Source organism: Halorussus halophilus (assembly GCF_008831545.1).
Classification (GTDB): Archaea; Halobacteriota; Halobacteria; order Halobacteriales; family Haladaptataceae; genus Halorussus; species Halorussus halophilus.
This window is the reverse complement of the sequence record NZ_CP044525.1, coordinates 67,804-81,925: the sequence shown is the minus strand read 5'-3', so window position 1 is coordinate 81,925 and position 14,122 is coordinate 67,804. Positions and strand designations below refer to the sequence as shown.

At 54.9% G+C, this 14,122-nt stretch carries 16 protein-coding genes and 2 pseudogenes; 3 read left to right on the top strand and 15 right to left on the bottom strand.

Going from position 1 to position 14,122, the window contains the following annotated elements:
* Positions 1-474: 474 nt before the first annotated feature.
* From F7R90_RS21085 to F7R90_RS21020, 14 genes and pseudogenes are all read right to left on the bottom strand, one after another.
* Positions 475-1,245 (bottom strand): CARDB domain-containing protein, encoded by a 771-nt coding sequence (locus F7R90_RS21085; RefSeq protein WP_192498524.1) that lies wholly within the window; start codon positions 1,243-1,245, stop codon positions 475-477.
* 50 nt (positions 1,246-1,295) lie between these two features.
* Positions 1,296-2,570 carry an RNA-guided endonuclease InsQ/TnpB family protein gene (locus tag F7R90_RS21080; protein WP_158059546.1) on the bottom strand — a complete coding sequence of 425 codons (1,275 nt, stop codon included), beginning with the start codon at positions 2,568-2,570 and terminating at the stop codon, positions 1,296-1,298.
* Positions 2,567-2,998: an IS200/IS605 family transposase gene (gene tnpA / locus F7R90_RS21075; protein WP_158059545.1), complete on the bottom strand. Its 432-nt coding sequence runs from the start codon at positions 2,996-2,998 to the stop codon at positions 2,567-2,569. Before tnpA (F7R90_RS21075) ends, F7R90_RS21080 begins: the two co-directional genes overlap by 4 nt.
* A 132-nt stretch (positions 2,999-3,130) precedes the next feature.
* Positions 3,131-3,265, bottom strand: a pseudogene (locus tag F7R90_RS21070) (VapC toxin family PIN domain ribonuclease); the annotation flags it as partial.
* A complete protein-coding gene (locus tag F7R90_RS21065; protein ID WP_158059544.1) occupies positions 3,266-3,517 on the bottom strand; it encodes an AbrB/MazE/SpoVT family DNA-binding domain-containing protein in 252 nt (83 codons plus the stop codon). It lies immediately after the preceding pseudogene.
* 301 nt (positions 3,518-3,818) lie between these two features.
* Complete coding sequence (locus F7R90_RS21060) at positions 3,819-5,210, bottom strand: ATP-binding protein (protein WP_158059543.1); 1,392 nt, start codon at positions 5,208-5,210, stop codon at positions 3,819-3,821.
* Positions 5,211-5,328: 118 nt separating this feature from the next.
* Complete coding sequence (locus F7R90_RS21055; RefSeq protein ID WP_158059542.1) at positions 5,329-5,547, bottom strand: hypothetical protein; 219 nt, start codon at positions 5,545-5,547, stop codon at positions 5,329-5,331.
* Positions 5,548-5,603: 56 nt separating this feature from the next.
* Positions 5,604-6,050, bottom strand: coding sequence for an SWIM zinc finger family protein (locus tag F7R90_RS21050; RefSeq protein WP_158059541.1), 447 nt, complete (start codon positions 6,048-6,050; stop codon positions 5,604-5,606).
* Between the two features lie 135 nt (positions 6,051-6,185).
* Positions 6,186-6,635 carry a hypothetical protein gene (locus tag F7R90_RS21045; RefSeq protein ID WP_158059669.1) on the bottom strand — a complete coding sequence of 150 codons (450 nt, stop codon included), beginning with the start codon at positions 6,633-6,635 and terminating at the stop codon, positions 6,186-6,188.
* Complete coding sequence (locus F7R90_RS21040; RefSeq protein ID WP_158059540.1) at positions 6,628-7,194, bottom strand: DUF7342 family protein; 567 nt, start codon at positions 7,192-7,194, stop codon at positions 6,628-6,630. The genes F7R90_RS21045 and F7R90_RS21040 overlap by 8 nt, the downstream gene beginning before the upstream one ends.
* 872 nt (positions 7,195-8,066) lie before the next feature.
* Positions 8,067-8,549 carry a hypothetical protein gene (locus F7R90_RS21035; protein WP_158059539.1) on the bottom strand — a complete coding sequence of 161 codons (483 nt, stop codon included), beginning with the start codon at positions 8,547-8,549 and terminating at the stop codon, positions 8,067-8,069.
* 118 nt (positions 8,550-8,667) lie between these two features.
* Complete coding sequence (locus tag F7R90_RS21030; protein WP_158059538.1) at positions 8,668-9,087, bottom strand: HVO_A0114 family putative DNA-binding protein; 420 nt, start codon at positions 9,085-9,087, stop codon at positions 8,668-8,670.
* 20 nt (positions 9,088-9,107) lie between these two features.
* Positions 9,108-9,422, bottom strand: a pseudogene (locus tag F7R90_RS21025) (toxin-antitoxin system TumE family protein).
* A 795-nt stretch (positions 9,423-10,217) separates the two neighbouring features.
* Positions 10,218-10,631: a MarR family transcriptional regulator gene (locus F7R90_RS21020; protein WP_158059537.1), complete on the bottom strand. Its 414-nt coding sequence runs from the start codon at positions 10,629-10,631 to the stop codon at positions 10,218-10,220.
* A 141-nt stretch (positions 10,632-10,772) separates the two neighbouring features.
* Between F7R90_RS21020 and F7R90_RS21015 the strand changes: the two genes are divergently transcribed.
* Positions 10,773-11,321 carry a hypothetical protein gene (locus F7R90_RS21015; RefSeq protein WP_158059668.1) on the top strand — a complete coding sequence of 183 codons (549 nt, stop codon included), beginning with the start codon at positions 10,773-10,775 and terminating at the stop codon, positions 11,319-11,321.
* Positions 11,322-11,502: 181 nt separating this feature from the next.
* Here F7R90_RS21015 and F7R90_RS21010 read toward each other — a convergent pair whose 3' ends face one another.
* Complete coding sequence (locus F7R90_RS21010) at positions 11,503-11,856, bottom strand: hypothetical protein (protein ID WP_158059536.1); 354 nt, start codon at positions 11,854-11,856, stop codon at positions 11,503-11,505.
* Positions 11,857-12,293: 437 nt separating this feature from the next.
* On the opposite strand from F7R90_RS21010, the gene tnpA (F7R90_RS21000) reads away from it, so the two are divergent.
* Positions 12,294-12,683: an IS200/IS605 family transposase gene (gene tnpA, locus F7R90_RS21000; RefSeq protein ID WP_158059535.1), complete on the top strand. Its 390-nt coding sequence runs from the start codon at positions 12,294-12,296 to the stop codon at positions 12,681-12,683.
* The gene (locus F7R90_RS20995; protein ID WP_158059534.1) at positions 12,680-13,915 is read left to right on the top strand and encodes an RNA-guided endonuclease InsQ/TnpB family protein; all 1,236 of its coding nucleotides are present in this window, start codon (positions 12,680-12,682) and stop codon (positions 13,913-13,915) included. Before tnpA (F7R90_RS21000) ends, F7R90_RS20995 begins: the two co-directional genes overlap by 4 nt.
* The last annotated feature ends 207 nt before the right edge of the window (positions 13,916-14,122 follow it).

Genomic DNA, 14,122 nt, shown 5'->3' with positions numbered 1-14,122 from the left:
TTCTGGATATCGTAATAGCTGTCGCTCGTGGTTATTGAATAGACGGGGTAGGTAGACAGCGGGAACCACACGTGGAAACCACGCGGGTTGAAAGGACGCTGCCAACCGTGCCGTCTACGTAGCGAATTCTTTCATCGGTACAAAACACCTCCGATACGCAGATTCAGCCGAACGGCATCGCCCCTGAGACAGCGAGGCGTGTTCTGCGCAGGCAGGAACCGACTGACTAACCCACTGGCGCTCAGAGAGTGCGGTCAAATACCCGGAATGTGTGGCGGAGCGCGGGCGTGCGTTACGTATAACACCGAACGAAGTTCGTGCAAGCGCAACCGTATCCATCCGGATTTCCGGGAGGGAATGGGACGATCCTACTTGCTGGTTCGGGTAAGGGGCTGGCAGCACAAGGTACGCTACTGTACGGCCACAGATGGAGCACGAGCAGGCACTGTCAGAAACGCTGCTTGGAAATCGAGCTCAGGAGTCCTCGACGTGCAGTGCCCGATTTTCGTGGGCGATAGTGACATTGTATGTTCCCGGCGTCTCAGGCGAGACCTCGAAGCGCACGTCCTGTGAGCTATGGGAATTGAGCGTGACTGACTGAGTGAACGACGCCCTGCCGACGGTGAGCGAAACTTCGTGGGTGCCTGCCAGCGCGGACGTGTTCTTGACCGTCATCGAGACAGTTGCGGTTTCGCCAACGCTGATAGACTCCGGAGTCACCTGAAAGTCCTCGACGATTATCGCACGCTTGGGGACCCTTCGTGTTATCTCGTACTCGTTGTCAGCAGCGAGCTCACACCGATAGCAGTCGGTATCCGTGTCGTAGGTGAGTGCCACCGCGTCACTCTCGTCCGCTGGCAGTATGGCGAAGTCGATGAGGGTGTCGGTCTCTCCCTCGAGGTGTGCGTCATAGGTCGTCTGGTGGCCGAGGGGTTCGACACGCCACGTGTGTGCATTTTCACGTTCTACAATGGTGGGTCCGTCAACGTAGAGGACGGCCTCGTCCCCGAGTGGATGGTATTGGATTCGCGCCATCTCGGGGTACGCACCTGCGCCGTAGAGGTCCTGTCCGACTTCGCCGAGTTGGTCGAACATCGGCGCGATGGCGCCGAACGGTTTCAGTGGGAGAGCCCACTCCCGGTTGACCCGCCGTCCGGACTGTGGTGAGATGCCGTCGTAGATCAGTGCTGGATTCGCCTGGAACGCAGGAAGCGAGTCCGCGAGCGACGTTCCTTTGTGTCGCATTGACATCCTCCCCGCGCTAAAGCGCGGGGATTCCTCCGTTGGGGGTTCGGCTACCGACCCACGGAGGCAACTTGCGGGTTTGTGCGCACTTCTTTGGGACTTTCGTGAAGGTGTGGTTTCCTCGACCAGTCGTGGTCGTCCCACTCGAATCGCACGGGCCGTGCCATCGGCCTGATTTCCGTATCGCTGTTTTCTCGAAGGAACGTTTCTGACGCTGTGAGGTCGGCGTGCCCCTCGAAACCACACGGACACGTCAGCGTATCCTCGTGGCGAACCGTCGCTTCGTGGTCGCCACACTCGGGACACGTATGACTCGTCCATGCTTCCGACTCGGCTTCGAGGCTGATGCCGTACTCCTCACAGACACATGCGAGACGGTGGATGAACTTCTTGAACGCCCAGAAGTTGTGCGTTTTCTCGTTCACCTTGACCGACCAGTGCGTTTCCAGCACGTCGGTCAGGTCGCCTACGTACACAGTCGCCACGCCCTCGTCGTACAGCCGTTCAACGAGGTCGCGCACCAGCGCGTTCTGTGCGTGGTCACGGCGACGGGTTCGCTGTCGGTACAGCCGTCGAATCCGTTTCGAGGAGTAGCGTCCCTCTCGGAGTTTTGACTGGAGGCGGGCGATTTCGTCGGTCGTCTCGCGGAACCGCTCGAACAACTTTCGCCCGTCGTAGAGGTACTGGTTCCCAGTGGTCGTGGAACAGGCGACGAGATTGTTTGCGCCAACGTCGAGGGCGGCTTCTTCGGAAGCCAGTGGTGAATCCAGTCGAGAATCAGGGACGGTGACTGGTTGGAAAGCCCTGAACGTGTCGCTCACCTCGTCGTACTCAAGTTCCAGACGTCCCTGTTTGCCATCCCATTTCGGGTTGCCTCGGACTTCGAGGCGGAGTCGTTCGTGGTAGCCGAGTCCGTATTCCTCTTTCAGTTCTTGCCCGACAGGGATTTCGAGACGCGACCGCTTGCCCCACTGAATCGTGTACTGGTTGCACCGAATGTAGGTGCGGAGTTCTCGTCCGTCCTCCTCGTTGCCCCAGTATGACGGTGGGTTGGCGTACTCGCCTTTACCCTTGAGGGCGAAGAACGACCGCCACGCTTCGCTGTTCTTGCGCGTGACCTGTTGAACGGTCGCGCTCCCGACGGCGCCGTTGTAGCGTCCTCGGTACTCGGAGGTGTCCCATACGTCGCCGTCATCGAAGTAGTTCTGACGACGTTCGTAGGTGAGTTCGTTCCACAGGGAGGCGGAGGCGTCGAGTAGCCGTAGGAGGCATTCTTTGTCGTTCTCGGACTGTGGGACGACCTCGAAGGTGTTGACGCGCTTCATGCGTCGTCGCCTTCCTGTTCAGCGATGTACTGTTCGACAGCGCCCTTCGAGGCACTTCCCGCTGTTCCGACGTAGTACGAACGAGTCCACTTCACGCGGTCATCGTAGCGTTGGTTGTATTTCCGCGCCGAGATGCCCTTGACCCAGTTGACGATGAGAGACGGGGCGTTCTTCGGTGGACTCCCGATGAACAGGTGTACGTGGTCGGGCATGACATCGGACTCGGCCAGTTCGAGGTCTTTGTCCTCGCAGATTTCCGCGAAGATGGTTTCGAGACGTTCCTTCGTCTTCCCCGTCAGGTGCGAACGCCGATACTGAGCGGAACCCTGTTCCGCGAGGTCAGCGGGACCTTCGGTCCCGCCAGATTTCGGCACGAACACTATGTGGTAGTAGAGCTCGTATTTCGCGTGACGGGTACCCTTTACCATCTATGCATACTATCATGGCTGGCTAGCTTATAGATTGCGTTGGAACCCCGTCTATGCCATCGTCGGCGGTTGAACACTGTTGGTCGGCTTCATCCCCGCCCTGAAGGGCGAGGCTTTCGCCTCGAATTTTCCGTAATCGAGAATGACTGCCTCCGGGAGCGATCCATCGTCAACGCCACGGAGAACGGGAAGTGCAGTATCGTGTGCGCTATCTCGGCGGTAAGTAGCTGCAAAGAGGACTGACGTGTCGAGCAAGGCTCGGGGCATTTATTTGGTATCGACGCCCCACGCGTCGTGCTCGGTAGTGACGTCTGTTTGTGTGTCTCCGTCATAGCCGTCGAAGTCACTGAAGGTTCCTGTCCGTTGTTGAATGACGTGCACTCGAATACTACCGTCGTCTTCGATGTGCCAACGGAGCTGGTCGCCGTCGTCGATGCCGAGTTCTCGACGGATTCGAGCAGGAATGTTCGCTTGGTTGCCCGACACCTTGCTCTCGGCGTCGATACGGTCACTACTCATAGTCAGAAGATAGAACTCCTTCGTCAAAAAAGTAGTGTGAAGCCACACTACCTTCTGTCTGGGCTAGTAATTGCGGTAGAATTTCGAATGGTGACTTTTCGAATTTGACGGCTTCGTACTGGGGGCGTTTCCGGACACGATTCGTCGTGTTGAGCCTTGCAAGTGGTGTTGTCATCTTGGTCGTGGAGCACCGAGAAATCGAGTGCCTCGCACTCCTTCGGGGGCACAAAACACAGCTGCTGTATCGAGACGACTACGCAGAATCTACTGGAGAAAGACAGCCAGCACTCACCTTCTGGGGCTACCGATTGAGTGCTTCGACGATATCTTCGACAGTAAACAGACGGAGATTCTCCCGCTCTTCGGCGGCTTCTTCGACTGATGCTTTGAAGCCACTCCGTGAGAACAGCGCATATTCCTCAGTTCGCTCCCTTCCTCCGTCCGGCGTCCACCGTAACTCCTCGACGTGAGCTTCGAGTTTCGATAACGCATCGTAACCGAGTGGCGAACGCTGGAATTTGCATTCCCCTGCAAGGAGGGTGTCTCCAGTTGTGAGACCGACAACATCGACTTCGTGTTCACCGTACCACCATTGGCCTGTATCTGTAATCGTGTATTCTGGATAGAGCGTTCGCAACGCTGAACAGCACAGTTCTTCGAACGAGTGACTCACGAAGTCCGGTAACTCGGGTTCGACGAGTACCTCGTATGCTTCGTCGCCGAACTCGTCGTATCGGTCGCCAGTCCCGTAGACGAAGTGGAACCAGAAGCGGAAGAAGGGATCACGGATGCGGTAGCGACTTCGCTTCGTTCGCTCTTTCCGCTCGGTGACTGGGACGTGCTGGTCGACTAATCGGAGTCGTGATAGCCGCTGGAGATACTTTGAGAGTTGGTTGTAGTCGATACCGGTGGTCCCCGCAATTTCGTTTCGACCTGTATTCCCTCCAGCGATTGCTTCCAGAATCGAGAAGTACCGAGTCGGCTCTGTGAGCTCCATTCGGAGTACGTAATCGGGTTCGTTCCGAAGTGAGCCGTGACGTGAAAGAATCGTTTGCTGAATATTTTCGCCAAGGCTCGCATCGGAGGAGACCTCTTCGAGATAGTAGGGGACGCCACCGAAAACACCCCATGTGAGAACTTGTTGGGCGGCCGTGTAACCCTTGGGGAAGAATTCCATCGCGGCGTCGAACGAGAGTTGCCTAATATCGAGCTTCAGTGACGACCGTCCGTAGAGGGGGCTATTCCCGAGGAGTGCTGCCTCCTCCATCATGCTAATTGACGACCCGACGAGTACGATTGTTGCGGCTGAGTCGTCGAGTTCGTGGTCGAACATTGCTTGGAGGACGGAGGGAAGGCTTTGATCTTGCTCGACGAGGTACGGAAACTCGTCAAGGACGATGACAGCGTCCTGGTCGGCAAGATAGCCAAGAATCGCTTCCCAGTCTTCACGAATGCGTGTGATTCCGGGATACGTTTCCGCCGCGACTTCGATGAACTGTCGGAGTTGGAGGTCGGCCGTCTTCTGTTTCGCTTGATATATGACTGCGTCATCCGCCTCGCGAAGCGAGTGTTTGACGAGTTCGGTCTTCCCGAGTCGACGTCGACCAAAAATCACTGCTAGCTCTGGTTCGTCTGAGTCATAGAGGTCGTGAAGGCGAGAAAGTTCCTCCGTTCGATTGATGAAATCCGGCATGTGACTCTATACGCTCCCACTGATTATAGTACTTCGGATAATCGTACTTTAGAGTACCATACTTCAGAGTATTATTATCTGGTTTCGGGAATCTGAACGCTGTTTCACCGGACGTTGATCACTCGTCTTCTGCGCGAATCTCTCTCGCTCGTCGTTCGAGTCGCCGGAGAATCTGGAGTCGCTGCTGGTGAGTGTTCTCGTAGGCAACACAGGCACGAAGGGTGTCCATGTCCTTGATCGTCGCAATTCCAGGAGCAATGAGTTGAATGTTCGGTGGCTCAAGTCGTTGTTCCGGCGTTAGCCTGTTCGATTCCTCAAGACTCGTAGAGTTGCTCACTTCTTGTCGCCTCCACTCCTGTTGGAGGCGACGGAAAATAACCAGAAGCAACTCAACTATTCTGGGAAATCTCGTCGGCCACTTCGATAGCACTCCCAGCACGGGAAGCCACCAGAAAGGTCCGCGCAGTCACAGGCGTCGTCTTCTGCGTCTGCCGGTTCCTCTGAATTCTTCTCGCTATCGTGGGACTGGCTCGAAGTTCGAGAGCGCACGCCGCCGTCCGCAAGTACTTGCTGGTGTCGGACTGCATCGAGGATCGGTTGACGAATTGCGACGGCGACACGGTGTTTGCACGCGCCACTGTACTTCATGTCCGCCGGGCAGGTGCATGCCGTGGGGAGGTCATCTTCGATTCGAATAGTGTATTCGTGATTCTCCGGGTCAGCGTGACTCCCGTTCCGAACACGGACACTGCCGTTTCGGAGTTCGAACTCGAAGGCTTCGTATTGAGCGCGTTTTCGAACACGATTCGTCGTTTGGAGTCGGTCAAGAGGTGTTGTCATTGTTGTCGTGAGGCACTGAGAAATCGAGTGCCCCGCACCCCTTCGGGGCACAAAACACAACTGCTGTATCGAAACGACTACGCAGAATCTGCTGGAGAGAGACGGTTCGTACTCACTACTTCGATTGGGACCTAACTACGCCCAGAACGCTTCGATTCGGTCGTCTAAGTCTTCAAGAATGCTTGAGAGTACATCCCGCCAGTCTCTCGCGTATTCTGCATCGTCACCGGGCGTCGTTGCCTCTGGCGGTGGGTGGAAATGCGAGCGTGCGTTGTGGCTGTTCGGATGGCGGTCCCACCGACACTCCCAGTGGTCACCATCGTTGTACTGCTCGGAGTAGTGAACGTTGAAATCGTCCGTCTCATACCATCGAATCTCGAGATATGCACGGTCGATAGCCGCCGGAAAGTACCCCATGTCGTACTCGGCGACGACGGAACTTGGCGCGTAGTCTGGCTGAAACACGACTTCTGAGAATTGATGGCTTCGTTCGAGGGGCTGTCCAATTTGTTCGAGAATCTCGGTATCTATGCCACCAACATCCTCCGCGACATCCTCATCGTCACCCGACCGATCCTCAGGCATCGACTCTGGCACCACCACTCGATGGATGACCGTTTTGGCGGGCGGTATCTAACAGTTCGGCGCGCTCTTCAAGCGTTTTCCACTCACTCACGGCGTCCCACAGCTCCTCGACCGACGACTCTCCGGTCTCATCCACGAGCGATACCTCGTCCGGATTGTCGGCATCGAATCGCGCTCGATACGCTTCGAGTTCCTCCATCGTCGCTGTGAGTTCTTCGACGATTTCGGTCTCTGAATACTGCTCTCGAATCTGCTCGATTCTGCGCCACTGCAGATACGACTCATTGCGCTCGTATCTTACAGGCCGCCCCGGAATCTCGCGCGTCATCCCCATTGAGGTGAACCATTTGAGGTAGTCTCGAGCGGTCTCGGTATCGCAGTCTGCTTGGTCCGCGATGTCGGCGACCTTGGTTGGAGTGCGGAGTTGCAGGATAACACTGAGGAGTCGTTCTCGTATTGGCCCACCCTTCAGAACTGCTTCGGGTGCGTCCCAGTCGGTGAAGTCTGGTGGTTCCTCGTTCGGATCTCGAACATCGTCGGGAGTGTCAGTCAAGTCCATCGAATCCCTCCGTTTACGTCCTAACCTATGGACTCTATCGGACATATATCTATCGCACACTGAATTATTTCTGCTTCATCGGAGTTCGTCAGTCTGTGCAGTAGTGGCAACGTGCCTCTGGGGTTGTGAGTCAGTCTTTACAGGTTGAATCTGGAATTATGATAGGCTTCGTCAGATTCCACTTTCTGTATCCGCAGTCACTGAGTGCCAAGCACTCAGGGAGCGATGGTGTGTCCCGATCATTGTTCCATCTCAATTCGATGCAAGGAGTTGCCTCTGAGAACGTTGGAAATGTGGGGTGGGTCGCTTCACTTAGACCGTGGTTGTGCAGGAGTGATGCTGGCCGAATTCTATCTTTTATGATAGAAATGCTGGTGTTCTTGTGGGTTCCGTTCGTAGCACCACCTAATGGGTGGGCCGCCATCATCGCGACCGTTGCCTACGTACGCGGAAGAAGTGCTTGCAGCCCTGAAACCAAAGGTAGCGTCGACAGCGAACGGGGTGGCTCAGGAGACCGCAGAAGCGTACCTTGACGAGGAGGGGTTCGAGTCCTCAACTATCAGTGCGGCACTGGACGAACTCCAGAATCGCGGGTATATTTACGAAGTGAACGGCAAAATACGGCTCACTGACGGCGAATCATAGGCTCTCTCAGAAGTAGCTCATTTTCTATCCCTATTACAGTTGGAAACTCGATGTCTGCGTAAGGACGTATTCGCTGTTAACCAACAAACGTAGTAATGGACGACCACTGTTGGTTAATCCGGCAGTGTGGGTGACCCAATCTCCCGAAACTGGGGCGTTCGTGAACGCTTACGCCGTTCCCCTTTTCGCTTCGGGAAACTGGCCTACTCATATCCTCCGTGAGAAAATCAGTAATGCACGTCCGCAGGGACAATCCATGGTGTTTCGAGACGATCTATAACCTCTTCTAAGTGGACCGCATCCCGGATTCCATCTCCAGTTTCAGTGTACAGGTGAACAGCCGGGCCACGGTACGCTCCAAGCGCATAACACGCGTGCCTGACGAGATCAGTATCCCGCATTATCTCTTCGTCATCAAATTCAGAAAGGCCGTCTCTTATCTTCTTGAGGTTGCGTTCGAACTCTCGCTCGGTTGCGGTCCACGCCACTTCTAGGAGTTCTTCGCCTGCTGGTGAGTCGAGACGCGCGGCAGTTGGGAGGTCACCCCAGCGGGCTTTCCCCGCGACCGTCGTCCCTTCCTCGTCGAATGTCACGTAATAGTCGAAGGGTGCGTACCGAGAGCCAACAAGGGTAGCAAACGCGGATTTTCCTGCTGCAAGGGCTTCGTCTTCGGTCGATGCGTCTACGAGCGCATAGATTACGAGATGCATTTTGGTAACCTTGCCGACGCAGTACTCTCACAGTCACAACGCTGTCTCAGTACTCCGACTCGCGCCAGCACCCCTCGCTGGCGCGCAAAAAAACACGCCCCGCACTGAACAGGAAACGTCAGTCCGCGCTCGCAGGGGCGCTATCCGTATCGAGGTCGTCGATGAGTGGGTAGTCGATATGCATCTCGATCTTATCGAATGGAACGACAGGCTGGACAGCACCGTCAGCACCACCTTCTTCGAGGTCAAGTATCCCAAGTACCTCCAATCGCTTCAAATCCGAGTGAACGTCAGAGATGTCTCGCTCGACAAGTCGAGCGGCCGCACGCATACTCGTAGGCTGTTCTTCCGCGATAGTCTTGATTAATTCGAGACGGAGTGGAGTGAGACTCTCCACGAGGTCGTCGTAGGTCCCAAACTGAAGCACCGCCCGGTCTTCCTGTCCAGCTTGAATACCAGTTTCGGCGTCCTGAATGAACTGAAGGGTATCCTCTTGGAGGTCTGTTCGGTCGCCGACAGTGATGTGTAGTGTAGTCATGATTGGTTACTGTGTTATGTTCAGTACGGTCGTGGTGGCGTGCCGCCAAGCGCATCCCAGTATTCGTCAGCGCTCGCCCAGAACTCGGTGACGAGTGCCTCCATGCCGGGAAACTAGACGTCCGTGTCGCCTGCGGCAGTATGGAGTTCGTGGCCTTTGGTTGCTTCGTGAGCGTTGTCGTACCGGATGAGCGTCAGGTCTTCGAGTGTTCCCAGATGAAGCGTATACTTCCAACCGGACGGGTACGGATCTCGGTCTGTCGTTCGTCGTATCACGACGTTCTCCACGAGTCCAGCTTCAACATGGGTATACTGGTGTGTGAGTTCGTGGCCCATCCGTCACCTGTTGGGAAGTCGCCCAACACCAAAAGTATTTCTGGGACGTTCCTGCGATAGTACGTTTTCGGTAGTCTCTATCATTTCTAGCTCCGGGTCTTTCTGAATTCGTTTGAAACGAGGCACCGACCTCGTTTCTACGAGTATTTCCGAAACGCAACAGTGCGCCAGCACTGCTCGCTGGCGCGCACAAAACAAACTCTCTGATGAAATTCTGACTCGAAGCACGTCAACTGAGGTTGTACTCAACGACGTCCGTTAGTCCGCAGTATGGACACACCGAGTTGGTAGTGTCGAGCGTTGTGCCACATCGACGGCACTCACAAACAGTTGTCTGGCGGCGAGCGCCTGTCTTCATGATTCGACGAAGAACCGAAATCATCTATACCGACCATCTTGGTTGCAATCGCTCTGTCTCTGGGCTTGCGTTCGCGGGATGTATCCGTTCCTCTCGGCTTGAGAAACGTGTGCTTCGAGGAGAGCAATTAGCACGAGTTCGGGGACGCCCGCATCGGCGTACGTCCTAAGCCAGTTCAGTAAGTCTTCGTCAGCGGCTTCAATCTGTCTCTGGATGTCTGTCGTCACTGGTAGTCACTCTCTCAGACGCTATCTGTCCGAGTGCGCCTGCACCCCTTGCAGGCGCAGAAAATATGCTGTGGAGACAAGTGTTATGGGGTGTGGAGTTTCGCCACTCCCGAGTTAGCTCTGCTTGAGAATTTGGCGAATCCTTGATATTCGGTGACATCCTCCTCGCCGTAAACGGCAGGATTCTCTCCTCGCAAAAAGATAAAAGAACTACGAGAGGGTGGGGCGTGGGGCGTTCTCGTATTTGACCATCTTCTCGGACTTGTCGGAAATCGTCTCGTAGATCTGTTGGAGCGTCTCCTCTGCTGCAAGGAGATTATGCGCTTCGAGGAAGTCTCGTCCGTCCTCGGTGAGTCCGTAGAACTTCCAGGGGTACCCCTGACGGCGCTCATCGTCATCGAGGGAGACCTCTTCGACGATACCGGCGTCGATTAACTTCTGAATGTGCTTGTAGACGGTGGCTTCGCTGACGCTCGGATTGAGTTCCTCGAGTTCGTACATCGAGGGGAGTTGCTTGGGATGCTGGAGGATATTGTTGATGAGCGCGAACCGTGTCTGTTGGGTGACGAAGTGAACGAGTTCGCGGGATTCGGTCCCGTCGGTAGTTCCGAGGTCTGTGCTCATACTCTTCACTACGTAGTGGTGAGGCAAGTAGTTCACCCTTGAGTAAATTACCTCGGAGTAAATCGAGCGTGCAATAGTTCAGTACCTTACCTCGTAATTTACTCCACAAGCCATATCGTGTCTCAACGAGACCGGTTTGATATAACTGAAGAGGAGTCGCCTGTTCCTGATGAAGTCCTGAAGAGTGCGAAAACCCAACTCGACGAGGAGGAGATTTCGCTAGCGGACAACGAGGAAATCCTCCATGCACTAAGCGAACTCACACCGGTCTACGAGAACGACCGGTCGTACTTCGTACTCAGGAACTACGATCGCGAACCTATTCGCCGACTGAATCTCGTCGTTGATAGACTGAACCGCCGGACGAACGCCTATGCTTTCAGAATGGTTGATATTCGCGGGGAGTGGGACAACAGCATCCAGAAATTCTGTCTGATTGCGGATATCGTGACGTCTCTGGTAGGTGTCGCTGAGAAGGAACCTAGTGACTTCCTCGTGGAACAAGGCCTACTTGTTGGTACAGTCGAGTACTTCACTAAGAGTCACGTCCTCAAGCGAGAGTACGAGGATGAAAACCATCCATTTGGATGGATGCAGGATGGCGTGTTCGACCTCTTTGACCAAGAAGGCCGACTGCATCGCTGGCGAACTGAAGAGGAACTCATCGATGCGACTGCTGAACTCCCGTAACTCGGTTGCAACGAGAAATGTGGTTGTGAATCTAACTACTGTGGTTCCAAGAGGTTTCCTTCCGGGGGTTTCGAGCAGACCACTGCGCAGTTTTAGCTTGCCGTCATCCTCTCCTTCATATTGTTTTCAGAAGGACTGGTAGTAGGTTCTCGCTTTTTCGTGGTTGCGCTATTCGAGGTGTCTAATACTGATCTTGTACTTTGTCCATTTTACATTGTACACATAGGTCATCGGAGAAACAGGCCCTATCATCGTATGGACAGTCATGGGCTTCTACGTTCACTGATTGTCGTCGTTTTTCTTTCTTCCATTCGACTTCCCAGTCGCGTATATCCATCTCACTGGAAGTAAACACGACTTGACCATCCCGATCAACGATTTTCGTAACGGTGGCTGAGTCCTTCTTTTCTGTTACCGTCTCAATCGCTTCCACATAGGATGAACATCTAATCTTCTCGCTTTCTTCTTTGTCCTTGAGGACTTTTACTATGATCGTACCATCAGATTCTTCTGAAGGCTGGAGTCCATATGTCATACGAACACTGGAGACTCTGCGACCTATAAAACCCGGTTCTGATAGAGTTGAGACTGTTTGGACGATGCCCAGAATGGTGACGTTCTCGACGCCCGCCACTCACACCCACGCAAGCCCCGAATTATGTTTAGCGAGATATTTCGGGTTCAGGCTCTCCCCGAGAACTGAGACTCGCTCGCCTGCTCTGTCGATAATCGTTCGCTGTAACAAGTCACTCTGCGTTTCGAATGACGGATTGACTCGCACTCGATAGTTTTCGTCAAGCGTGAATAGTTCTCGGTCAAACGCTGCGTGATACATAGTGCGAGCGCATACCCGCGTCTTCAGGCGCGGGTCAAGCGGACAATAGCGTACATTTCCACCGATGATGGTACGGCTGGATTTCCCACCGTGTACGATAATTTTAACATACCTCAGGGGAATAGTGTGTAGTACGGATGAAGACCACACGGCACGCAACGTACGACCTTAATTACCACATAGTGTGGATACCGAAGTACCGCCAGTCGGTACTCGTCGGTGACGTTGCAACCCGTGTGCGGGACATTATCCACGAGATAGCCGACGAGAAGGACTTGGAGATTATCGACCTCACCGTCCAACCCAACCACATCCACCTGTTCGTCAGTAGTCCACCCAAACACGCTCCGTCACTTCTCGCCAACTGGTTCAAAGGCATCAGTTCGCGGAAATACAATCACCGCTACGCCGACCACGACGGCGAGAAAATCAAGTGGGCGCGGGGCTACTACGCAGGGACAGCAGGACACGTTTCGAGTGAAACTGTCGAGAAGTACATCCAGCGTCACGAGGCGGATGAACAGTGACAGAACTCACCGAGACGCTGGAACTGAAGCTTGTGGAACCGAACGCCCACAAGCATCGGAAACTCTGTGAGACGAAGCAAGCGTACCAAGCCGCTCTTGAAGCCGCGTTCAACGCCAACTGTACCTCACAGTCGGCGGCCAACGACGTGGTGGTCAACTACGACTTGAGCGGGTACGCGAAGAACGCGCTCAAAAAGTACGTCCCGCAACTGTGTGGTGGAAGCTACGACGCCAAAGAGCTTCACGACGACCACCCTGTCCGCTTCACGAACGAAGGGCCGAAGCTCGACCACAAGCCACAGAACGCCATCGAGTGGTACGTCAAAATCCCGCATCACGACGACTACAACCTCTGGTTGCCAGCCCAACCGAATCCCGAACAACGGGAGTGGCTGGAAGCGTTGCACGCGGGAGACGCGAAGATGGGCGAATGTCGGTTGTTCGACCGGGACGGTGAGTGGTACTTCCACATCGTCGCCACGCGAAACGTAGAGGAGCGAGAAACCAGTTCGGCGGAGACGCCGATTGGGGTAGACATCGGGGAAGCCTCTTTGATAACGGTGTGTCACCGTGACGAGCGCGGCTCCCCGACTGCACCCAACCTCTGGAACGACGAAGGCAAGCGAGTCCGACAACTCCGTGAGACGTATTTCACGGCGACTCGACGCCTTCAGCAACGCGGAAGCGAACGTATCGCTGAATCCTACGGCGACAAGTTGTGGCGACACATCGACCACATCCTCCATTCGGTCACGTCGGAGGTCGTCGCCTACGCCAACCAATTTGAGAACCCCGTGTTGGTTCTGGAAGACTTGACGCACATCCGTGAGAACATGGACTACGGCGCGTTCATGAACCGACGGCTTCACGGATGGGGGTTCGCCAAGATGCACGCTCAGGTTTGTTACAAGGCGGCTGAGAAGGGGATTCGTGTGGAGACGGTGAATCCCGCGTACACCTCGAAGACGTGCCACTGTTGTGGAGAACAGGGCTACCGTCCGAAGCAGGCGACGTTCAAGTGTTCCAACTCGGCGTGTTGGGTTTCGGAGTACCAAGCAGACGTTAATGCCGCGCTCAATATTGCAGACCGCTACCTCGGCGGAGAGAGCCATTCAAGAGAACACACGAATGGCGATGACTCGGCTGAGGAAGGGGGACGTTTGACCGTCCCACAAGATAGCCAAGCCGATGCTGACACCCAGCAAGAGACGCTTGGAACGTATGCGTCTTGAAACCTTAGGGCCGCGCTCGGCCTGAAATCCCATGGTGGGATTCTCGTGACTTTAGGCGCGGGAGGAGGTCAATTGCAGATGTCCATCTTCCAAACCGCTATCACACTGCCTGTGTGAAATCAAAGCGAGCAGCAGGAGAAAGAATATACTGGCTTCACAAACGAATACTCTCCATCAATCACATGCCATTCTCGTTAGACTGCTGGC